25 protein-coding genes and 1 pseudogene are annotated in these 19,823 nt (G+C 36.9%); 17 read left to right on the top strand and 9 right to left on the bottom strand.

Annotated elements, in window-relative coordinates; translation table 11 throughout:
• Positions 1-135: 135 nt before the first annotated feature.
• The 9 genes from IGI38_RS11990 (at position 136) to pnuC (ending at position 9,334) form a co-directional block, all read left to right on the top strand.
• Positions 136-2,907 (top strand): sigma 54-interacting transcriptional regulator, encoded by a 2,772-nt coding sequence (locus tag IGI38_RS11990; protein WP_438730574.1) that lies wholly within the window; start codon positions 136-138, stop codon positions 2,905-2,907.
• 81 nt (positions 2,908-2,988) lie between these two features.
• On the top strand, positions 2,989-3,408 hold the full coding sequence (locus IGI38_RS11985; protein ID WP_438730571.1) for a PTS sugar transporter subunit IIA: 420 nt from the start codon (positions 2,989-2,991) through the stop codon (positions 3,406-3,408).
• A 16-nt stretch (positions 3,409-3,424) separates the two neighbouring features.
• Positions 3,425-3,946, top strand: a complete 522-nt coding sequence (locus tag IGI38_RS11980) for a PTS sugar transporter subunit IIB (RefSeq protein ID WP_438730568.1) — start codon at positions 3,425-3,427, stop codon at positions 3,944-3,946.
• Positions 3,916-4,704, top strand: a complete 789-nt coding sequence (locus IGI38_RS11975) for a PTS mannose/fructose/sorbose/N-acetylgalactosamine transporter subunit IIC (protein ID WP_438730565.1) — start codon at positions 3,916-3,918, stop codon at positions 4,702-4,704. Before IGI38_RS11980 ends, IGI38_RS11975 begins: the two co-directional genes overlap by 31 nt.
• Positions 4,691-5,515 (top strand): PTS system mannose/fructose/sorbose family transporter subunit IID, encoded by an 825-nt coding sequence (locus tag IGI38_RS11970; protein ID WP_438733366.1) that lies wholly within the window; start codon positions 4,691-4,693, stop codon positions 5,513-5,515. Before IGI38_RS11975 ends, IGI38_RS11970 begins: the two co-directional genes overlap by 14 nt.
• A gap of 15 nt (positions 5,516-5,530) precedes the next feature.
• Positions 5,531-6,586: an SIS domain-containing protein gene (locus tag IGI38_RS11965; protein WP_438730562.1), complete on the top strand. Its 1,056-nt coding sequence runs from the start codon at positions 5,531-5,533 to the stop codon at positions 6,584-6,586.
• A 19-nt stretch (positions 6,587-6,605) separates the two neighbouring features.
• The gene (locus tag IGI38_RS11960) at positions 6,606-7,610 is read left to right on the top strand and encodes an SIS domain-containing protein (protein ID WP_438730559.1); all 1,005 of its coding nucleotides are present in this window, start codon (positions 6,606-6,608) and stop codon (positions 7,608-7,610) included.
• Between the two features lie 218 nt (positions 7,611-7,828).
• Positions 7,829-8,536, top strand: a complete 708-nt coding sequence (locus IGI38_RS11955) for a deoxynucleoside kinase (protein WP_438730556.1) — start codon at positions 7,829-7,831, stop codon at positions 8,534-8,536.
• A 54-nt stretch (positions 8,537-8,590) separates the two neighbouring features.
• Positions 8,591-9,334, top strand: a complete 744-nt coding sequence (gene pnuC / locus IGI38_RS11950) for a nicotinamide riboside transporter PnuC (RefSeq protein WP_438730553.1) — start codon at positions 8,591-8,593, stop codon at positions 9,332-9,334.
• Positions 9,335-9,399: 65 nt separating this feature from the next.
• Here pnuC and IGI38_RS11945 read toward each other — a convergent pair whose 3' ends face one another.
• Positions 9,400-10,299, bottom strand: a complete 900-nt coding sequence (locus IGI38_RS11945) for a hypothetical protein (protein WP_438730550.1) — start codon at positions 10,297-10,299, stop codon at positions 9,400-9,402.
• A 252-nt stretch (positions 10,300-10,551) separates the two neighbouring features.
• Here IGI38_RS11945 and IGI38_RS11940 point away from each other — a divergent pair, with 252 nt between their 5' ends.
• The 4 genes and pseudogenes from IGI38_RS11940 to IGI38_RS11925 all read left to right on the top strand — a co-directional run.
• Positions 10,552-12,018: an ATP-binding protein gene (locus IGI38_RS11940; RefSeq protein ID WP_438730547.1), complete on the top strand. Its 1,467-nt coding sequence runs from the start codon at positions 10,552-10,554 to the stop codon at positions 12,016-12,018.
• Between the two features lie 98 nt (positions 12,019-12,116).
• Positions 12,117-13,037, top strand: a complete 921-nt coding sequence (locus IGI38_RS11935) for an alpha/beta fold hydrolase (protein WP_438730544.1) — start codon at positions 12,117-12,119, stop codon at positions 13,035-13,037.
• 49 nt (positions 13,038-13,086) lie between these two features.
• Complete coding sequence (locus tag IGI38_RS11930; protein ID WP_438730541.1) at positions 13,087-13,482, top strand: hypothetical protein; 396 nt, start codon at positions 13,087-13,089, stop codon at positions 13,480-13,482.
• 22 nt (positions 13,483-13,504) lie between these two features.
• Positions 13,505-13,882: pseudogene (locus tag IGI38_RS11925) on the top strand (ABC transporter transmembrane domain-containing protein); the annotation flags it as partial.
• A 25-nt stretch (positions 13,883-13,907) separates the two neighbouring features.
• Here IGI38_RS11925 and IGI38_RS11920 read toward each other — a convergent pair.
• The 3 genes from IGI38_RS11920 to IGI38_RS11910 form a co-directional block, all read right to left on the bottom strand.
• A complete protein-coding gene (locus tag IGI38_RS11920; RefSeq protein WP_438730538.1) occupies positions 13,908-15,296 on the bottom strand; it encodes a recombinase family protein in 1,389 nt (462 codons plus the stop codon).
• 64 nt (positions 15,297-15,360) lie between these two features.
• A complete protein-coding gene (locus IGI38_RS11915) occupies positions 15,361-15,681 on the bottom strand; it encodes a hypothetical protein (protein ID WP_438730535.1) in 321 nt (106 codons plus the stop codon).
• 297 nt (positions 15,682-15,978) lie between these two features.
• Positions 15,979-16,713 (bottom strand): S24 family peptidase, encoded by a 735-nt coding sequence (locus IGI38_RS11910; protein WP_438730532.1) that lies wholly within the window; start codon positions 16,711-16,713, stop codon positions 15,979-15,981.
• Between the two features lie 160 nt (positions 16,714-16,873).
• Between IGI38_RS11910 and IGI38_RS11905 the strand changes: the two genes are divergently transcribed.
• Both IGI38_RS11905 and IGI38_RS11900 read left to right on the top strand, forming a co-directional pair.
• Positions 16,874-17,110: a helix-turn-helix domain-containing protein gene (locus IGI38_RS11905; protein ID WP_438730529.1), complete on the top strand. Its 237-nt coding sequence runs from the start codon at positions 16,874-16,876 to the stop codon at positions 17,108-17,110.
• A gap of 12 nt (positions 17,111-17,122) precedes the next feature.
• Positions 17,123-17,329, top strand: a complete 207-nt coding sequence (locus tag IGI38_RS11900) for a hypothetical protein (RefSeq protein ID WP_438730526.1) — start codon at positions 17,123-17,125, stop codon at positions 17,327-17,329.
• Positions 17,330-17,378: 49 nt separating this feature from the next.
• Here the strand turns inward: IGI38_RS11900 and IGI38_RS11895 are convergent, their stop codons facing one another.
• From IGI38_RS11895 to IGI38_RS11885, 3 genes are all read right to left on the bottom strand, one after another.
• Entirely contained in the window at positions 17,379-18,086 is a 708-nt protein-coding gene (locus tag IGI38_RS11895; RefSeq protein WP_438730524.1) for a hypothetical protein, read from the bottom strand.
• Positions 18,087-18,270: 184 nt separating this feature from the next.
• Complete coding sequence (locus IGI38_RS11890) at positions 18,271-18,438, bottom strand: hypothetical protein (protein ID WP_438730522.1); 168 nt, start codon at positions 18,436-18,438, stop codon at positions 18,271-18,273.
• A 188-nt stretch (positions 18,439-18,626) separates the two neighbouring features.
• Complete coding sequence (locus IGI38_RS11885; RefSeq protein ID WP_438730519.1) at positions 18,627-18,878, bottom strand: hypothetical protein; 252 nt, start codon at positions 18,876-18,878, stop codon at positions 18,627-18,629.
• A 116-nt stretch (positions 18,879-18,994) separates the two neighbouring features.
• Between IGI38_RS11885 and IGI38_RS11880 the strand changes: the two genes are divergently transcribed.
• Positions 18,995-19,132 carry a hypothetical protein gene (locus IGI38_RS11880; RefSeq protein WP_438730516.1) on the top strand — a complete coding sequence of 46 codons (138 nt, stop codon included), beginning with the start codon at positions 18,995-18,997 and terminating at the stop codon, positions 19,130-19,132.
• A 22-nt stretch (positions 19,133-19,154) separates the two neighbouring features.
• Here the strand turns inward: IGI38_RS11880 and IGI38_RS11875 are convergent, their stop codons facing one another.
• Positions 19,155-19,319: a hypothetical protein gene (locus tag IGI38_RS11875; RefSeq protein WP_438730513.1), complete on the bottom strand. Its 165-nt coding sequence runs from the start codon at positions 19,317-19,319 to the stop codon at positions 19,155-19,157.
• An 86-nt stretch (positions 19,320-19,405) separates the two neighbouring features.
• On the opposite strand from IGI38_RS11875, the gene IGI38_RS11870 reads away from it, so the two are divergent.
• Positions 19,406-19,561 (top strand): hypothetical protein, encoded by a 156-nt coding sequence (locus IGI38_RS11870; RefSeq protein ID WP_438730510.1) that lies wholly within the window; start codon positions 19,406-19,408, stop codon positions 19,559-19,561.
• Here IGI38_RS11870 and IGI38_RS11865 read toward each other — a convergent pair.
• A complete protein-coding gene (locus tag IGI38_RS11865; RefSeq protein ID WP_438730508.1) occupies positions 19,551-19,790 on the bottom strand; it encodes a hypothetical protein in 240 nt (79 codons plus the stop codon). The two genes, IGI38_RS11870 and IGI38_RS11865, sit on opposite strands and share 11 nt — an antisense overlap.
• Between the last annotated feature and the right edge of the window lie 33 nt (positions 19,791-19,823).

Genomic DNA, 19,823 nt, shown 5'->3' with positions numbered 1-19,823 from the left:
TAAAAATAGAAAGAGTATATCTCGTTAATTAACAATTTGTGGCTATCTTTTTTTTATTTATTTATTATTTTGAATTAGAAAGTTAGGATTGACTTTGTATTCGCTTTTTTAATATAAAGAGAAGGGGGAACGTCTATGAAGGAAGAACTATTGATCTATTTGAAGAATCAAACGGCTTTTCTTAACTTGGAGGATCTTAGTGAGCTGTTTACAGCTTCAAAATTGGCTGAAATTTTTAACGTTAAGCGAAATACCGTGAGTCAATATTTGAATCAGCTGACTGAAACGGGTGAGTTGGTAAAGATAAATTCTCGACCGGTCTACTATTTTCATAAAGGAGCTTTTGAAAAGCAATTCTTTGTTTTAAATGCAAATTATTATGAAAGTGTTCAAGCAATCTTGTCTGAGCAGCCTATGTTTGGTAAAGAACAGGATTTCTTTTCTCTTTTGATTGGTCATGACAAAAGTTTAAATCGGGTTATTGAACAAATCAAAGCGGCTCTCAATTATCCTGATGGGGGATTACCGGTTTTGATCAATGGTGAGAGTGGTACAGGAAAGAGCTATTTGGTAAAACTAATTCATCATTATTGTATCCAAAATGAACTTATTGAAGAGGACGCCCCTTTCATCACCTTAAACTGTGCGCAGTATGCCAATAATCCTGAACTGTTGACCAGTAATCTTTTTGGTAGTGTGAAAGGCGCGTACACGGGAGCTGATTCTGATAGAAAAGGAGCATTTGAGGCTGCTGATGGTGGTATCTTGTTTTTGGACGAAGTTCATCGATTGAATGCGGAAGGCCAAGAAAAATTGTTTACCTATTTAGATCAAGGAGAGATTTATCGAATGGGGGAGACGTCGCACCCGATTCACGTTCAAACAAGATTATTTTTTGCGACAACGGAAGAACTAACGAGCAACTTTTTGAATACATTTATTCGTCGAATTCCGATCCAAGTGACCATTCCTTCTTTGCAGCAAAGAGCGAGAAATGAGCGTTTGGAGTTGATTTACTCCTTTTTGATCAGTGAACAGCTGAAGATTAAACGTGAACTAAGTATTACTGGACAAACACTGGAATTATTGGCTAATGGAAATTTTAATGGAAATATTGGCGAGTTAAAAAATATTATTAAGGTGATGGCAGCTAAAGCCCTTTCCGAAGATGTCTATAGTAAGAGGATCAAGCTGACGATTTATCATCTCCCAGAATCATTGCTTTCGTTGAATAGTCAAAATTTACAAACTGCACTGCCAGATGAGGTGTTGATCCACAGCGATTCAAGATTAGATAATTTGATGTTGTCTAATACGCAGAGTCAAAAAAGAGTGGAAGATTCATTTGCTAAAATTATTTTAGAATATCAAAAGAATCAAGGGGAATTAGTTGATTGCCACTTAAAACTAAAAGAAATCGTTGATCGGCTGTTTGATTATTTGCTTTTTGAAACGGATCGTCAACAAAAACATGAGATGCTGCTGTACTTAACACAGTATGTTCGCGAAACATTTCGCCAAATGGAGAGCGCTTATCAGATTAAATTTAATGGAAATAGTGTTTATGCGGTAGGGTACTACTTATTTCAACGGGGATCTAGCCGTTGGTTGCCTGAAGATGTCCAAATCATGCAATTGATTCGCCAGCTTGAACAGCAGATATCAGAAGCTTACCCCGCTAGCTATCATTATGTCCAGCGTATCCTGGAGCTATGCCGACCTAAGATCGACATCGAAATAACGGCAATGGATCGAATTGTCTTAACTTTGTACTTAAAAAAAGCTGATTGGACGAAGGAACAAGGGATGACAAAGGCTGTAATCGTTGCACATGGGTATGCAACTGCCAGCAGCATTGCCAACGTGGCAAATAGCTTTTTAGAAAAAGACATTTTTGAATCCTTTGACATGCCATTAGATGTAACACCGCAACAGATCGCAGAAGAAATATTGGATTACAGTGAAAATAATGATATCTCTAATGGATTAGTCATTCTAGTAGATATGGGCAGCCTCAAGGAAATCTATCAATATTTTCCAAAGCAAATCAATGTTCCTATTGTCATTATGAATAATGTCACCACACCACTAGCTATTTCAGTTGGCGAGAATATCAAATATCAGCGGACATTAAATGAACTAGCAAGCAGATCGGCTGCTGAGGCCAGTTTTGATTGGGAAATCATTTACCCAGAAGAAAATCGGACAAAAGCCTTATTAACGACCTGCCAAACGGGGATTGGAACTGCAAATAAGATTTGTCATTTACTGGAAAAAAGTTTACCAGGCACCTGTGAGCTAAAGATACTGCCATATGAATATCGTGTGCTGGAAGAAAAGAAGCTGGATGAAACAGTTTTTTCAATCTATGATGTTCTGGGAATTATCGGCACGGATGATCCGCAAGTTGCTGAAATTCCTTATCTATCATTGGAGGAACTGATTTCGGGAGACGAACAACAAATTTTAAATGAATGGTTAGCTCCAGCGATGACAATAGAGGAAAATAAGATTTTTAATACGAATGTGATTCGTAATTTTTCTCTGGAGAAGGTGATTGATTCAGTCACTATTTTAGATACCGACAAAGTTATGAGTGAGATTGATTTGTTCATGCGTGATTTGGAGTTAGCTGACAGAATACAACTGTCGAACGCGAAAAAACTTGCGCTTTATGTGCATGTCAGTTGTTTAATTGAGCGATTGATCCGAAATGTTCCAATTGAAACGTATGAAGGTTATTCCGACTTGTATCAGTGTCAAAAAGAACAGTTGGAAATCATTAAACAGGCTTTTAGTGTCATCGAGAGAGATTATAGTGTCACGATCCCAAATTCTGAGATCGCTTATATCTTTGATATCGTTTATAAAAATGCTGATACTTCGATGAAAGAGGATGAATTTTAGCAAAGCAAGCAGTACGCCACTAAAGTTGGCACACTGCTTGCTTTTATTTAGGTGTAGAGGAGATTGAGAGGTGACATAGTATTGAAAAGAAAACTAGTTCTAGCATCACATGGGAATTTAGCATCAGGAATAAAATCTTCGTTGACGCTGATCTGCGGAGATCACATTACGCTTGAAACATTAGATTGCTATTTAACTGAAGGATTTGATTTAGAAAAAGAAGTAAATGAAATAATGACTCGTTATAGTGAGCAGGAATTAGTTGTTGTTACAGATCTATTCGGCGGCAGTGTGAATAATGAATTTTTAGCGCACATTGATCAATCGAATTTTTACTTAGTAGCAGGAATGAACTTGCCTTTTCTGATTGAACTGTCGATGCAGCTTCAATCTGCCGAATCACTTCCAACGCTGATTGAAACTACGTTGGAAACATCGAAGCAGACAATTCAATTTTGTAATCAATTGCTCAGCAACAACATAGCGGAAGAGGAATTTTAAAAACGGAGGGATAGAAATGATTTTATTAACTAGAGTGGATCATCGTTTGCTTCATGGACAAGTCGCATTTTCTTGGACCCAGGGATTGGGAGCAGATTGCATCTTGATCGCCAATGATGATGTACCAACCAATGAAATTCGAAAAACGACCATCAAATTAGCTAAACCGCAGGGTGTAAAATTGGTTATTAAAAATATCGAGGATTCGATTGCAGCTCTACAAAGCGGTGTGACAGATAAGTACAAATTATTTATCGTAGTGGAATCCATCGCCGATGCGAAAAAACTAGCAGATGCGCATCCGCAGATCCAAAAAATCAATTTAGGCGGAATCAAGGCCAAAGAAGGGACAAGAAGTATCGGAAAGGCCGTGAATGTCTTGCCCAGCGAAGAAGATTTGTTAAGGGAAATGGTAGATAAAGGGATCGAAGTTGAAATTAGACAAGTCCCAACAGATAAAAAGGTTGCTGTCACTGAAGTTCTTTATAAAAGAAAGGTTGAAGAATTATGCTCTTTCAAGCAATTTTACTTGGGTTAGTCGCATTTATTGCCCAGTCTGAGTACGCATTAGGAACATCCTTATTATCTCGCCCAATCGTTACGGGCTTATTCACCGGGATCGTTTTGGGAGATATGAAGGCTGGTATTATCATGGGTGCAACCTTAGAGTTAGCATTTATTGGTTCATTTTCTGTAGGAGCAGCGATTCCGCCAGATGTAGTAACAGGCGGTGTTTTAGGAACAGCATTTGCTATTACCGCTGGTGCTGGAACAGAAACGGCTTTGTTGTTAGGATTGCCGATTGCGACATTGACGTTGATACTGAAAAATATTTATCTTGGAATCTTGATTCCAGTCATGAACCAAAAAGCAGATAAGTACGCTGAAGAGGGAAATTATAAAGGTGTCGAACGAATGCACTTAACAGCAGGCTTTGGACTATCTTTAATGCTGGGTTTAGTTGTAATGATCTCGTTTATGGTGGGAAGTAAAACGATTGGCAATTTATTGGATATGATTCCTGACTTTATCCAACATGGTCTATCCGTTGCAACTGGTTTGATTCCAGCATTAGGTTTTGCGATGCTTGCTCGTTTACTGATCAATAAACAGGTTGCGCCATACTTCTTCTTGGGCTTTGCATTAGCGGCTTATTTAGAAATCCCGGTAACCGGAATCGCTATTTTTGGAGCAATTGTGGCGGTTGTTGTCGTAAATATTATGAATATCCGTGGTGGACAGAATAATAGCGCCCAAACTTCTACAGGGGAGGTAGTTGATGATGATGACTTCTAACGGAAAGAATGAGTTGAAAATTACTAAGAAAGATTTGAGCAAAGTATTCTGGCGTTCATTCCAAATGGAATTTTCGTGGAACTACGAACGTCAAATGAATTTGGCTTACTGCTATGCCATGATTCCCATCCTAAAAAAATTATACAAAACGAAGGAAGCAATGGCGGGAGCCTTGAAACGCCACTTGGAATTCTTCAATACCACGCCTCATATCGTGACCTTGATCTTAGGAATCAATGCGGCGATGGAAGAAGAAAACGCGAATGATGCGAATTTCGATGTTTCGACTATTGATAATATCAAAACTTCATTGATGGGACCTTTAGCTGGTATTGGGGATTCGTTTTTCTGGGGAACATTGCGCTTGATCGCTACCGGTGTGGGAACCTCGTTGGCCGTACAAGGAAATATTTTAGGACCGATTTTATTCGTATTGATCTTTAATATTCCTCATTTATTGTTCCGCTATTTCGCTACATCATGGGGCTATAAGTTAGGAACGGGATTCCTGAAGAAGATCCAGGAGAACGGAATGATGGGAAGCTTAACGCTGGGAGCGTCAATCATAGGGCTGATGGTCGTAGGCGGCATGACAGCTTCAATGATTGATATCAACATTCCATTAAAAATCGGTACTGGTGAAAATGCTGTGACGGTTCAAAATATTTTTGATGATATCGTACCTAGAATATTATCTCTTGGAGCGTTTGGTGCAGTCTTCTATCTGCTGAAAAAAGAGGTAAAGGCCTTGACGATTTTGCTAGGATTAGCTATTTTCGGCATCCTTGGTTCATGGATCGGTTTCTTTTAAGAATGGAGGAATAGTATGACAACAATGACGATGCTTGATTATATCCATCAAGAGCAGAAAACATTGTCCAAAATTTTGAACGAGTATGATTTTTCTGCTGATGCAAATCTGGCCAAAATGAATGCAGTAACTATTTTGGCTACCGGCTCTTCTCTTAATGCGTGTTTATCTGCCAAAATTGCATTCGAGAAACTCGCGGATATTAATATCACGATTGAAGAGCCCTACAATTTTAATCATTATGGGCGACTGATAAAAGGAACGGATACGATTATTGGGGTTTCTCAAAGTGGGAAAAGTGCTTCAACGATTGATGCCCTAAATAAATTGAATGGGTGCGAGATTCAGCAGATCGTTTTAACAAGTGACCTAGAGAGTCCAATTGCCCAAGTGGTTGATAACGTGATTGATTTGAATATGGGGATCGAAACAGTTGGATTTGTTACTAAAGGATTTTCAGCGACGGTCTTCCAGCTGCTGTTGCTTGCGATTAAAGTAGGTGTCTCAAAAGATCATATTGATGAACAGCAATTAACAGATTTAAAGCGAGAATTATCTGAGATAATCAGCACTATTCAAACAGTGATCGATAAATCGAATGCTTTTTTTGAACAGCATGAAAATCTATTAAAGCTTGGCGGTCGTTTTGTCGCGTTAGGTTATGGTCCAAATTTGGGAACAGCAAAAGAATTTGAAACAAAATTCACTGAAACGGTTCGTCGTCCCAGCCAAGGCTTTGAGCTGGAGGCATATATGCATGGACCTTATTTAGAGGCTGATTGGGAGCACACGCTATTCTTTATTGAAACACCAAGTGTAAATTTAAGCCGATCGCAAGCACTGGCAGATTATATGGCTGGCTATGTGGGAAATATTCTAAGAGTAACAACAGAAAAAAGTTCTGATAGTGATACCTTAGGATTAGATATTACTGTTTCAGAGATCTTTTCTCCATTGCTATTGATTATTCCGTTTCAATTGATGGCCTATCGAACGGCTACGGCCAAAGGTATTGATTTAAGTAAACGAATTTTTGATGATTTTGATTCTGTTTTAAAGAGTAAAATATAAAAGTTGAGGAGTTTATGACATGTTGAAATTTGATGAACAGCAACAGATCGATGATATTCAAGGAGCTTTAGCGTTACGTCCGCAGGTTGAAAAGATTATTGATGAAGTTTTGGAAAAGGGCTACGATGCTATTTTTTATCTAGGAATTGGCGGAACCTACGCTTCAGCTATGCAGGCAGTAACCTATATTAACGGGCGCAGTGATTTGCCTGTTTATGTTCAGCACGCTGCGGAGTATTACACTACTGGAAATCGAAGACTAACTAAGGAATCACTTGTGATCCTTTCTTCTGTGACAGGAACAACCGAGGAAGTAGTAAAAGCAGTTGGAGAAATTAAAAAAGTTGGTGCAACGTTGCTTGGTTTTATCGATACAGCAGAAACTAGTCTGGCAGAGAGCTGCGATCATGTAATTACGTATCCAGCTCCCGGCACGGAGCAAATCAAGTTCTTTATGGCGGCTGATCGTTTGATGCACAATAATGGCGATTTCCCAGACTACGCGGAATATTATGCTGAACTAGAAAAATATTTGGCAAAAGGCTTAGTTGAGGCTGAGAAACAAGCAGAGGATTTCGGTCGAGAATTCGCTGAAAAACATCGTCATGATGACATGCATTATTTCATTGGTGCTGGAAATCAATGGGGTGCTGTCTACTCTTATGCGATGTGTTATTGGGAAGAACAAAGCTGGTTGCGTTCTAAATCAATTCATGCTGCAGAATTCTTACATGGAACACTGGAGATCGTTGATGAAACAACAGCGGTAACGCTATTCTTAGGTGAAGATGAACAACGTTCTTTAGCAGAGCGAGTAAAAAATCTATTACCACGCATTTGCGGAAACTATACTCTTATCGATTCGAAAGATTACCCAATTGATGGTATCAGTGAAAAGAATCGTGGAAGGGTCTTACCGCATTTGTTGATGCATTGTGTAACACAGCGGATTGATGCTCATGTTGAAAAATTGAATTGTCATCCATTAGATATTCGCCGTTACTACCGTCAGTTTGATTATTAATCAGTAAACCTCTTTGCCATGGCAAAGAGGTTTTTTATAGAAAATATGTAAAATAATAAAGAAAGCACATTCATTATTGTGAAATCGACAACACTATATATAGTGTTGTTTTTTTGCATATCACTAAAAATGCACAAAATCTAGTCTTTACTTCAAAAAAATTTAGGAGTACTATTATCAAGGATTTGAAAGAAAAAAATTAATTTTACTATGAAGGGATGGATGAAACGATGCTATTAATCTCTGGTACGATCGGAGCCGGTAAAAGCAGTCTGACGGATATGCTGTCACAAGAAATGAATTCAAAACCATTTTACGAAAATGTGGATGATAACGAAGTACTGCCATTGTTTTACTCAAATCCAGAAAAATATACGTTTCTGCTTCAAATATTCTTTTTAAATAAACGGTTTTTGGCGATGAAAGATGCTTTAAAGCAAGCGGATAATGTGTTGGACCGTTCGATTTATGAGGATAGTCTGCTTTTTCATTTAAACGCAGATCTAGGTCGTGTAAGTCAGGATGAAGTGCTGCAATACGACAGTTTACTTGATACGATGCTAAAGGAACTGGAACAAGTTGCTCCGAAAAAAAGACCAGATTTGCTGGTCCACATCAAAGTTTCTTTTAATGTGATGCTGGAACGGATCGAAAAACGCGGACGTGATTATGAACAAATTGCCACAAATCCGGAGCTTTTTGATTATTATCGAATGGTCAATGAACGTTACGAAAAATGGTATGACAGTTTTACTATCTGTCCGAAAATTCAGATCGATGGTGATCGCTACGATTTTGTTGCTGATCCGCAAGCGGCTGAAACAGTCATTAAGCAGATCAAGGAAGAAACGAACAGGTTAAACTTATTGGAGTTCAAAAACTCTAACTACTATTCAAAAGGAAATATTGAAAAAGGTATTTTTTAGTATTTCCTGCTTTATGAACAAATAAAGAACGACTGTTTTTAGAAGGAGCCAATCATGTTAAATTATTTCAAGTTTTTACTTCATCAATTAAAAGGATGGCCGCAACAAAATTACTATTTATTTTTCTTTAGTTTAGGTTGTCAGGTGATGACCTTAGTGAATCAGTCGATCACACTACTCACTGTGATCACATTCATCGGAACGACTTTGGGGGTACTATGTATTCTTTCTATTAATGCAGCAAAATCGATCAATGGCGTATTAGGGATTCTTTCCGCAATTTGCTTTATTTATGTTGGTTACTCGGCTAAAAATTATTTAAGTATCGGCGAACAAATTGCTTATATGATTACGCTGGATATTCCTGTATTACTAAGTAAAGAGTGGAATCATAATATGGCGTCAAAAATCCGCAATTTTACTGGTAAAACATGGATCATTGCGATTGCAAGTACGATTATTGTCTATTTTGCTTCAGGTTTTTTGATTCAACGGTTTACCGATGATCCTCGTCCTTGGATCGATGCGATTGCTTTTTCAATTAGTCTAAGTGCTGGAATCATTAGCTTCTTACGCTACAATAATCAGTATTTTTGGTGGTTGGCTTCAGGGCTAGCGCAAATGGTTCTTTGGTACATGTCATTCAGACATGGTTCCGCAAGTTTGGCGATGTTTGTTAATAGCTCAGTTTATTTGATCAATGACGTTCTAGCGTTTACTGTTTCTCCCTGGTACAACAAGAAGGAACGGGAAAGAATGCAGCGGATGGAAGAAGAATATTATCATTTGAGCCATTAATCCAAGCAATAGAAAAGATCTTAATGACTAATTTCTATGTCATTAAGATCTTTTTTTCGAGTAATCTATTCGTTTGAGAAGAGCCATTCGATTTCGTCGGTTATCCAGATTCCTGGTTTTTTCAACGAATCAAACGGTATCCAAGAGCTTTTCATAAAAATCTTCTCTGACTGCCAATAATTGTCCTGCTGTTGTTTTGATTTTAAATAATCAAGAGCGGCTCGACATTCTGGCCTAGCAAGCAGGTTTTCGTTCTTCATAACGCCCAGTATCTCTATAACATTTGTGCGATATGGGTAGGGATAGAAAAGTGTGATCAAATCATTATACAAATAGTCGTTATTGTCTTGATGGAAAATGATGCGATGGTTCAAAATATAGTTCAATCCTTGGGTTAATTTTTCTTGAAGACCAGGGAAATTTCCATACTTTGCAGAATACTCTGAAAGTACTTTGACCGATTTTACTAATCCATCGTAACAAGGGCCATTCCCAACACAACCGCCAAAACGATGAAAAAGATCCTTTCCATGCCAACTCGAAGGCTCGTTTTTAGCGAATGGCAGAAAGATAATAATCCATTTAACCCCTTGCTCTGCCCACTCTTTTTTTCCAGCGCGAAGGAAAATCAGTGTACAAATTGCATTATGACAAGCCAAAACGCCGGCCTGTTTTCCCGTTAACGAAAAGCCTTCCTCGAAATTTGTTGAGGTATAAAGTGTTTCTAACATCGATTGAACTTGGTCCAGGTGGTCAAAATAAGGAATCTCTGAAAGTTCGACTAATAAAAACTCTAATTTCCGAAGGCCTGTGAAGGTATCTGTCCGATAAGGTTCAGCTAATATTTTTGCGATGATCTCTGAATTTTCTAAGTAAGACTGTATTTCTGCTGTATTAGATAACTGTTGGTTTCTAACATATTTTTTTAATTGCAGGGCAGAATCTATCTTTGAGTTTTCATTCATCTAATCAATACTCCTCACATTTTATTAATTATTGAAAGCCGTGGGATCGTTTCAAATTACTATAAGTGTAGCATTCTGTAGGAAGATAGAAAAGCTGATTGGTGATTAAGCCTTTTATCAGTATTTTTTTTAATACGAATCATTCTTACATTAAATAAGAAAAATATTTGATTTTTTAATGACTTCTAAGAATTTGCTTGGAATATAAGTTATTGTAGGGATAATCAATAAACAGAACAGGTGAGAGACATTATGAAATATTTGTATCAGCAGTTATTGGCATTCTGGTTACTTATTATTTTAACAGTCGTTTTGATTGGTGTATCCTTCACGAATATCAATAAGCGAACTTTGGTCACTCAGAACTATAATGAGATCGAAAAGTATATTGAATCTGTCAATGACTCATTAAATAAGTTGAAATCAGATTCATCAGGCCTCTTTATGACTCCTTATGGGGAATTAGGTTGGGAAGAGATCTTGGTGCTCTATCTAAATAATGCTGAACAAGTATTAGCTCAAAAAGGGATTAATTTCGTACTGATTGATAACAAAAAAAATGTGATCTATCCTGATAATATGTCCAGCATTTCAAATTCTATCTTGAATCAATCAGAGTTGCAGGAAATAGAACAGGGTAATCCTGTAGAGAAAACTATCAAACGTGATCTTAAAGGCGACCCGAACCAAACATCCTATGTGCTTTCTAAAATTGTTATCTCGGATAAAGTGGATGGTATATTGATCGCATCCAAGTCAGCTCATGATTTAGAGAACAGCGAAAAAATGATATCGGATAATTTGTTGAAAGGGTTCATTATTTCCTTATTGTTTGGAGGTGCGATCAGTTTTGGTCTCGCTGCCGCACAGGTGAAGAAAATAAATAATTTGAAACGAGCGGTTAATCAAATCGCCAATGGAAATTATGAGATTCAGATCGAAGAGAAGAATAATAAAGATGAATTTAATGAATTGGCACATGACTTCAATAAAATGGCGATAGCTCTGCAAGATAATGAGAAGGAAATTATCCGGCAGGAAGAACTACGTAAACAATTCATGGCCAATACTTCTCATGAAATGCGAACACCACTGACCACAGTCAAAGGATTATTGGAAGGATTTGAATATGGTGCGATCCCAGAAAATCAAAAAGGCAAAGCCATTTCATTAATGCAGAATGAAACGAATCGATTGATTCGTTTAGTGAAGCAAAACTTAGATTATGAAAATATCAGAAGCCATCAAATTACATTATCAGCAACTCAATTTAACGCGACGGATGCGATTAAAACGATTATCACTCAACTGAATAAAAAAGCAGATTCAATGAATGATCAAGTCACTTTGTTAAATGATGAACCAATCGACGTTTTTGCCGATCATGACCGCTTTATTCAAATTATGGTAAATATCATACAGAATGCTATCCAGTTTACTAAAAATGGTGAAATAAAGGTAAAGCTGAAAGAAACGGCTTCTGATGTACTCGTTTCTGTTGAAGATAATGGGATTGGAATGACCGATGAGGAACAAAAAAATATTTGGGATCGCTACTATAAAGCTGATCCATCTAGAAAAAATACTAAAATCGGAGAGTCCGGTCTCGGGTTATCGATTGTAAAAGAACTGGTTCGCTTACACCATGGCTCGATTGACGTAACAAGTCAAAAGAATGAAGGGACGACTTTTACGATTCGATTTCCTAAAGAGGGGTAATTGATTTAAACAGGTTGAAAACTGCGGGTGCGAGAGTATCCGCAGTTTTTTCGTGATCATTTTTTGTTATACTAAAAAAGAGAAATGGAGAGAAAAAAATGTGGGTATATTTATTAATACTAGTGATCTTGGTAATTATTTGTATTGAATTTTATCGCTTTAAAATGGATATCAAAGCGGCTTATCAACGTTTAAATCACTATGACGTGAAAACTATAAAGACATCCTTTGGAAAAATGACTTATCTTGATGAGGGTCATGGTGAGACTATAATGATTTCACATGGGATTTTCGGCGGTTATGATCAAGGGTTGACGAGTCTGCGGCAAGTAGTGGGAGATAACCAACGAAAAATTTCACCATCACGTTTTGGCTATTTAGGGACAGAGTTGCCTAAAGAAGCTACTCCAAACAATCAAGCTAGCGCTTTTGTTGAACTGATGGATCAGTTAAAGATCAAAAAAAGTTATATTTTAGGAACGTCAGCAGGCGGAGCAACCGCCTTGCGAATGGCTTTGGATCATCCAGAACGAGTAAAGGGAATCATCCTTTTGTCTTCCGGAGCACCGGATAAAAAGAGGTCCTTGGAGGAAGTCAAGCAGATGGGGGTGCAAGGTCCCCCATCATTGCTTGTAAATGATTTTATCATGTGGTTTACTATGAAACATTTTGCTTTTGTATTCAATAAGATGATGGGATCGACGGTTGCCACGAACACTCTTTTTGAAACGATGCTGCCGGCAACTCCAAGGCGAAAAGGGGTTAAGACGGACAGTGAGATTACTAATACGGATATGACTTTAAACTATGAGGACTATCCGCTGGAAAAAATTCAAGTGCCAGTCTTAGTTTGTCATGCAAAGGATGATTCAATGGCTAAATATGAAAATATAGAAAAATTGCTTCAGCGGATAGAAAACGTGGATACTGCTATTTGTGACACAGGTGGGCACATGATTGATGGCAATGGTGATTTTGTCGATCAAGCGATTCGTGCATTTATTGAAAAGACGAAATGATTTTATGCTATATTGGACTTTATTGAAAAATAGAAATGGAGGATAATCCATGAAGGTTATTGTGTCGGGAAGTATTGCTTTTCAAGAAGACTATCAGCATTTGCAGGAGGAGTTTAATAATAGCGGCATCGACGTAATTGATTACCCTCGTGTCAGTCAGAACTTAGAGGAAGAGTATCCGCAAATTTTGACGACCTTTTTCAGAAATATTGAAGAGGCAGATCTCTTTTTTCTGTTTAATCAAGATAAGAATGGGGTGTCAGGATATATTGGCGCGGCAAGTTTTTCTGAATTGACCTATTGTTTGATGCAAAATCGAATTCATGGTAAAAAGATCAAAGTGTTTTTGCTTAAAGAACCTTCAAAGGAAAATTTTTGTTTTGATGAGGTTGATAGATGGTTAAGAAATGGGTGGGTGGAAGTAGGGATACCTAACTGTTTGTAATAGAGGATAAAGGAGTTTAAAGATGTTAAAACGTTTCTTTAGTTATTATCGTCCGTATAAAGGGCTGTTCATTTTAGATTTCACCTGTGCAGTGTTTGCGGGGATGTTGGAGTTGGCATTTCCGGTCGCTGTGAATCAAGTTATCGATAAAATTATGCCGCAAAAAGAGTTTCGCGTGATTTTGTTGGCTTGCTTCGCTCTTTTTTTATTTTATGTATTAAATACGCTACTCCAGTATATCGTAGTTTTCTTTGGACATAAATTGGGTGTCAATATTGAAACCGATATGCGTCGGGAATTATTCGCTCATTTACAGACTCAACCATATGAATATTATGACAATCAGAAGACGGGAAAACTGATCAGCCGTTTGACAACTGATTTGTTTGAAATCTCTGAGCAATGTTGCACATCGAAATGCAACACTACTCAATCAAAATAACTTCAATATAAGTTTCATGAATGATAACCTTGTGAACAAGCATTTCTATAATACCCCGCTGCTCCAATTTATCGGAATTATCCCAGTCAAAACTTTCTAAAATTTGAAGCCGTTGTTTGAAGTCGGCAATATCTGGAATTTGATTTTTATTAATTAAAGCTTTCATACTTTCTTTTTCCGAGGTTAATTTATCTATTTTTTCCGTTAGTACATCCATAGGGATAGAGTCAACTTGGAATAAATCAATAAGCTTATTAATTTGTTTATCAATATTAGTTATTTGTGTTTCAATAGACTTATTGTTAGTTTTTGGTGTCATTCGCTTTTTAATTTCGCCATCAATATCTAAAGACTGTAATTTTTTTATGACTGCAGCATCGATTACATCTTGTTGCTGAACAGAAGAAGGGCAGCCTTGCATTTTCATCATATGTTTAGGACTTCCTTTTTTTGAATAGCAACGATAATATCGATAAACTTTATCTTGTCTGCCAACAGCTCTTCGATTCGCCATTTTGGCGCCACAAAATCCGCATTCACATAGACCACCTAAAAGAGAAACATATTCATATTTTTGAATATTGTTGATCTTTCTTTTTTTTATTTCCTTTTGAGTTTTGTAAAAGGTGATTTCATCGATTATCGGATCATGAATACCTTCAAATGATTCTCCAGAAAATTTTACTTTTCCGATGTATATGTTATTCTTTAGCATTCTGTCTATACTACTAGGCAACCATTTATTTCTACCAGGATAGTTCTTTTGTAGATAGCTGGAAATACTACTTCTTCCGAGCCCATCATTAAACAATGTGAACAGATCCCGAATAGCGGCAGCTTCATATTCGTTTATGACAAGTTTTTTATCTTTAAAATCATATCCAGCAGGAGGGCGACTTTGACCACCAGTGTGGTACATTCCTTTTTTTGCTCGTTCAACTCTGCCGGTGATCATTCTTTCAGAAATAGATTTTCTTTCGAGCTGAGCAAAAACTGACAACATTCCAACTGTTGCATTTCCAAAGGCTGTCGAAGTATCAAAGCTTTCTTGCATAGATATTAATTCAACGTCATTAGGTCGGAATACATCTTCGATTAAATACATGGTATCTTTTTGTGATCGAGAAAGTCTATCTAATTTATAAACCACGATAACATCAACTTCTTTATTAGTGACATCCTCGATCAACTCTTTCATCGCTGGTCTGTCTATTTTTGAACCGCTATAACCGGCATCTATGTATTTCTTACATAATACATATTCTTTAGCTTCTACATATTTAGTTAATCGATCAGTTTGAGCGCCTATAGAATATCCTTCGTTTGCTTGCTCTTGAGTTGAAACTCGAATATAAATTCCTGCTCGTTTCATAATATCACGTCCTTTCGAATGTACGTTCTCATTAGAGTGAAAGAAAAGCCCGAAGGCTAGTCTATTATGGGGAGGTATATTTGGAAAAACCAATACCGCTAGTTTCTACGACATTCTTTTTATCCAGTACCCAATCCCCAAAATTTGACTTCATTCTTTTAAAAACTAAATCTGCACTATAGCCACTTTCGTCAGTAGGGAAACAGACTTCTATATAGTCATTTCCCTCATCTGCGCCTGTCACATTGGTTGGAATCCCATATTTAGAAATTGCTCCTTCCAAAGTAAAAGTGCCTATAGCGAAGTCATTGAAGTCGGAATAATCAATTAATTGTGTTCCAGGTTCTGTTTTTTCTATGATTTCATCCAATTCGTAGAAATCCATTCGATTGTCAGTCGTCTCCTGAGTATAAATGGTAGTATTCTCGGACGGATTGTCCTCTAATTTAAAAATAACCAAGGTTAAGACGAGCCATAAACAACAAAATATATAAGCATTTCTTCTATTTTTTTTAATTTCTGCCGTAGGCTTCTTTTTAAGAGTAATCACTGTTATCGTTATAGAGATCAAAAGATACAGTAAAAACAACCCCAAAAATATATACTTAAGCACCCTAATTCACAACCTTTCCAATAATATATATTTCATCATCTTCACCAGCGTAATAGGCAAGATGATTGATTACATCACAACTTTTCCGATTATTTTAAACTCATCATCTTCAGTGACAATGATATCTTCATAGTCATCATTGAATGATTCAAGCCTTGCGTGGTCATCCTCAAACCAAATACGTTTAAGAAACGCCTCACCATTAACTACGACAACCCCAATAGAACCGCTTGCCAATTCTGCTTGTTTTTCCACAAATACATAGCTGTGATCTGCGAAAATCGGTTCCATCGATTTACCATTTATGGTAAGACAAAAATCAGCAACAACAGGGATCATGTCTTCTGGCAACTCGATTGTTTCTATCGTTTCGTCACCTAGATATTCGCCAGTACCAGCGGAAACAGCACCAGCGTGACAAATTTTAGCCTTTTTTTGCTGTAGGCGTTTTCGCCTATGTTCTTCAATGGAAATGACATTATTCTGTTTTTCTTGCTCTTGCTCGGCGAGCTCTTTTCTAGCAACGTTAAGAACAATAGTTTGTCTACTTTCATCTAGTTTGGCGGTGGCTTCGGTTACGAGGGATAGGGTGGTGGATGCCTGCGTTAAATCTTTATCCATTAAATCGGAAATTGAAACTCTGAAAATTTCAGCAATATCGTTTATAACGCCAATTTTAGGAGTATATTTACCTTTTTCCCATTCGCTAACAGACGATGAACTTTTTCTTCCTAAACGTTTTGCTAATTCAATTTGTTCCATATCATTCTTTTCACGTAAATATTTAAGATTTTTAGCAAACATTGTTTATCCCTCCTAAAATTAAGCTACATCTAATATAACATCGATTCGGATAAAATGAAATACTTTTCTTGAAATTAGTTTCGGAAAAACTGAAACAAAGTGTTGACTTCGGAAAATCCGAAGTATATAATAGGTTTATAAGATGAAAGGGGGCGATAAAATGAACAAAGAAAAAGCTAGCATTTACGATTTGCGCAGACAAAAGCGGATGACACAAAGGGAACTAGCAATAAGGGCTGGCGTTACAGAGAGAATGATAGTTATTTACGAAAGTGACATTAACAAATTAAGAAATGCTAGTTATAAGAATGTAAAAAATATCGCCAACGCTCTCGATGTGTCAATTAACGAAATTTTTTTGTCTGACGATTCGGAAAATCCGAAACAACCCGCATAGGAGGTGAGCATCATGGCGAAAGAGAAAAAGGAAATGAAGGTCATTCTAAAAAATAGAGACGGAACAATCTGCGAAGATATTTCCAAAAAAGAATGGTCGTCGGAGTTGCGTCAACAAGTGAGTGAGCGTATGGGCGATATCATATTAAGACGTTTAGAACGTGAAAATAATCCACAGACAGAACAAAAACTAAACCCTAACAAAGGAGGGATAACATGAATCAATTACATGTAACAGGAAAACAAAAAAAGCCAGCCGAGGGGGCTGACTAGTGGTTTCGCTTATATTTAAAAAAAGATATCAATGAAACAATTGTTACTAACGGATAAATCGGATTCTGATTCTCTGAAATTGCTCTGATAAAAAGATCAGCAACATACGCCATTATGATGCTGGCCATTTCGGAAAAATAAAAATCTGAGTCTAGTAAGGAGGGAGCATATTGTTCAAGCAATTCTTTGAGGCTACAAAGGATATTATCTTTGCACTCGGATTCTTGAGATTCATCGAAATCATTGTCGGAAGTGTTAAGAGTGTCATTCGTTTCATCCGAGGTAAGAATGGTAGCGATTTGTAGTATATCTTGACGCTCGTCATTCGAAAAATTTTGTTTTGCAGATAGCGCAGACAAGTCATCGATCAATTCACGAGCTGAAACGTTAAAGTTTTCTGGTGAAACAAGCTCGTTGTTATCGTCCAAATTGGAATATATTTCCTTGTAATACTCATTTACTTGAGGAATTGAACTAATGATAGAGCTAATATTCTCAATTTGTTTTTGTGCGTTGATATAAGAAGATTGATGAGCAATTTGAGTAGCATGACTGATTTCCTTGATTGCATTAATACTAGCTTTTACAGGATCGAGTTGAGCATTAACTTTTTCTAAAGCCTTGTAAGTAGGTTCCAACTGTTTTTGAACCCTTTCAACAAGTCTTTTAGCAGATTGGATACTTGGATCATTATAGATATTCATATTTTTCACCTCACTTTCAACGTGAGTATATCATAACTAAAACCTAACAAAGGAGGGGCAAGTATGAAGGAGAGAAAACAATTAATTATAGTAGAGACGCAAGTAGAAACGTTTGAACAAGCAAAAGAACTCCTAGACGACCTAGAAGTTCTAAATGAAAAATATACCATTTCAGCTCAAATATCTATTTCTCAAGATCAGATAATGTTTTGTGAACAGTTTTTATAATGTTGTTCAAGTGATCAAAAGGAATAACTATAGTTGTTCCGTTGTTCTGTTTTACTTTCACTGAAGTAGCTTCAATGTAAGCAATAGCTACATCAATGGCAAGTTCTTTGTCAGTTTTACTCATATTAATTCACCTCCAATAATAAATTTCAGCATGGCAGTGCTGATAATTAATTATAACAATGAGGTGAAAACGGAACAAACAATGACAAAACTAAACCCTAACAAAGGAGGTGGAGAGAATGGAGAAAGAAAAAATAACCATCCCCATGAAAAGCGGAACATGGGAATGGTCGAAAGCTGGTTTTGGTTTTAAGAAACATCGAAAATAAAGCGATTATGAGCGATTTCTTTCAAAGGACAGTTTGTGTAATACGCAACTTTACCTTCTGTAATGTTGCTAATCACCAAAACTTCAATGCCTTTTGGATACTTAAAGAACGCACCTTGTAATTCAGGGGTATCTATCGACGTCCTGATTACGTCAGAATCACTTTTAACAAATGGAGTTTCTATGAAATGATCGTTGTCATTGAAGTGATACTCGTATTTTATTTGATTCATATGATTTCACCTCCAATAATAAATTTCAGCATGGCAGTGCTGATAATTAATTATAACAATGAGGTGAAAACGGAACAAATAATAACAAAACTAAACCCTAACAAAGGAGGGATAACATGATCGAATCAACTAATGAAAAGGGCGTTATCAAAGTAGATAACAAAGAAAATCCAACGAAATTAACAATTGAATGCAAAACAGGAATTTGGACGTTCAACGCCGAAGGAATGCAATACGAAGTAAAAAAGGGATAAGCCCGAACTTATCCCAAAAAAATTACTTGTTGTTTTTGTCAAACTCAGCTTTTTCTTTATAAAGCTCTTGACTTCTAGCGAACATGTTAATCATCTGTGACGAAGCAACCGGTTGAGACTCATCGGATACACTAAATTCTTCCGCTAGTTGTTTGACAACGTAATTTATATCTTTAATATCAGCCATATTTTCACCTCCCAACCCAGTATAACAATGAGGCGAAATTGGAACAAATAATAACAAAACTAAAACTTACAAAGGAGGCGGAGAGAATGGAGAAGGCAGAAAAAATCCACGAATTGAAAGTGGAGGCGAAGATTAAAGTGCTTGACGCAGTTATCACACACTACGAACAGGCAGCGAGAAACAATGACTCTGAAATGGTGTCAGCATTAGCAGAGTCATTGAAGGCGGTACTTAATCCTTAATTTTCATGTAAATAATATCGTTAGTTTTCACAATCAATTGTTTTTCCTCAATTCTATTCTGCTCATCGGGATAACCAGAGTAAAAGAATTTGAAGGACGTATAAGTATCTAAGTTTATATCATCTATAGATATTTCAGACTCTGACGGGTATGCAATGATTTTAGTGATGCCATTTATTGTGAACATATCGTCATTAACGCCTTTGATTTCAAACTTTATTTGATTCATATATTTCACCTCCCAACATTCAGTATACCAATG

It is taken from the genome of Enterococcus sp. AZ128, from assembly GCF_051714485.1.
GTDB lineage: Bacteria > Bacillota > Bacilli > Lactobacillales > Enterococcaceae > Enterococcus_A.
Note: the sequence above shows the minus strand (reverse complement) of the source record. Positions and strands in the feature narration are given on the sequence as shown.

Coding starts and splice junctions, on each gene's coding strand:
- IGI38_RS11895 (WP_438730524.1), bottom strand. CDS start 18,086: ATGAATATCTATAATGATCCAAGTATCCAATCTGCTAAAAGACTTGTT.
- IGI38_RS11990 (WP_438730574.1), top strand. CDS start 136: ATGAAGGAAGAACTATTGATCTATTTGAAGAATCAAACGGCTTTTCTT.
- IGI38_RS11900 (WP_438730526.1), top strand. CDS start 17,123: ATGGCGAAAGAGAAAAAGGAAATGAAGGTCATTCTAAAAAATAGAGAC.
- IGI38_RS11940 (WP_438730547.1), top strand. CDS start 10,552: ATGAAATATTTGTATCAGCAGTTATTGGCATTCTGGTTACTTATTATT.
- IGI38_RS11905 (WP_438730529.1), top strand. CDS start 16,874: ATGAACAAAGAAAAAGCTAGCATTTACGATTTGCGCAGACAAAAGCGG.
- IGI38_RS11885 (WP_438730519.1), bottom strand. CDS start 18,878: ATGAATCAAATAAAATACGAGTATCACTTCAATGACAACGATCATTTC.
- IGI38_RS11880 (WP_438730516.1), top strand. CDS start 18,995: ATGATCGAATCAACTAATGAAAAGGGCGTTATCAAAGTAGATAACAAA.
- IGI38_RS11865 (WP_438730508.1), bottom strand. CDS start 19,790: ATGAATCAAATAAAGTTTGAAATCAAAGGCGTTAATGACGATATGTTC.
- IGI38_RS11980 (WP_438730568.1), top strand. CDS start 3,425: ATGATTTTATTAACTAGAGTGGATCATCGTTTGCTTCATGGACAAGTC.
- IGI38_RS11945 (WP_438730550.1), bottom strand. CDS start 10,299: ATGAATGAAAACTCAAAGATAGATTCTGCCCTGCAATTAAAAAAATAT.
- IGI38_RS11910 (WP_438730532.1), bottom strand. CDS start 16,713: ATGTTTGCTAAAAATCTTAAATATTTACGTGAAAAGAATGATATGGAA.
- IGI38_RS11960 (WP_438730559.1), top strand. CDS start 6,606: ATGTTGAAATTTGATGAACAGCAACAGATCGATGATATTCAAGGAGCT.
- pnuC (WP_438730553.1), top strand. CDS start 8,591: ATGTTAAATTATTTCAAGTTTTTACTTCATCAATTAAAAGGATGGCCG.
- IGI38_RS11920 (WP_438730538.1), bottom strand. CDS start 15,296: ATGAAACGAGCAGGAATTTATATTCGAGTTTCAACTCAAGAGCAAGCA.
- IGI38_RS11915 (WP_438730535.1), bottom strand. CDS start 15,681: ATGGATTTCTACGAATTGGATGAAATCATAGAAAAAACAGAACCTGGA.
- IGI38_RS11875 (WP_438730513.1), bottom strand. CDS start 19,319: ATGGCTGATATTAAAGATATAAATTACGTTGTCAAACAACTAGCGGAA.
- IGI38_RS11890 (WP_438730522.1), bottom strand. CDS start 18,438: ATGAGTAAAACTGACAAAGAACTTGCCATTGATGTAGCTATTGCTTAC.
- IGI38_RS11965 (WP_438730562.1), top strand. CDS start 5,531: ATGACAACAATGACGATGCTTGATTATATCCATCAAGAGCAGAAAACA.
- IGI38_RS11975 (WP_438730565.1), top strand. CDS start 3,916: ATGCTCTTTCAAGCAATTTTACTTGGGTTAGTCGCATTTATTGCCCAG.
- IGI38_RS11930 (WP_438730541.1), top strand. CDS start 13,087: ATGAAGGTTATTGTGTCGGGAAGTATTGCTTTTCAAGAAGACTATCAG.
- IGI38_RS11935 (WP_438730544.1), top strand. CDS start 12,117: ATGTGGGTATATTTATTAATACTAGTGATCTTGGTAATTATTTGTATT.
- IGI38_RS11970 (WP_438733366.1), top strand. CDS start 4,691: ATGATGACTTCTAACGGAAAGAATGAGTTGAAAATTACTAAGAAAGAT.
- IGI38_RS11870 (WP_438730510.1), top strand. CDS start 19,406: ATGGAGAAGGCAGAAAAAATCCACGAATTGAAAGTGGAGGCGAAGATT.
- IGI38_RS11955 (WP_438730556.1), top strand. CDS start 7,829: ATGGATGAAACGATGCTATTAATCTCTGGTACGATCGGAGCCGGTAAA.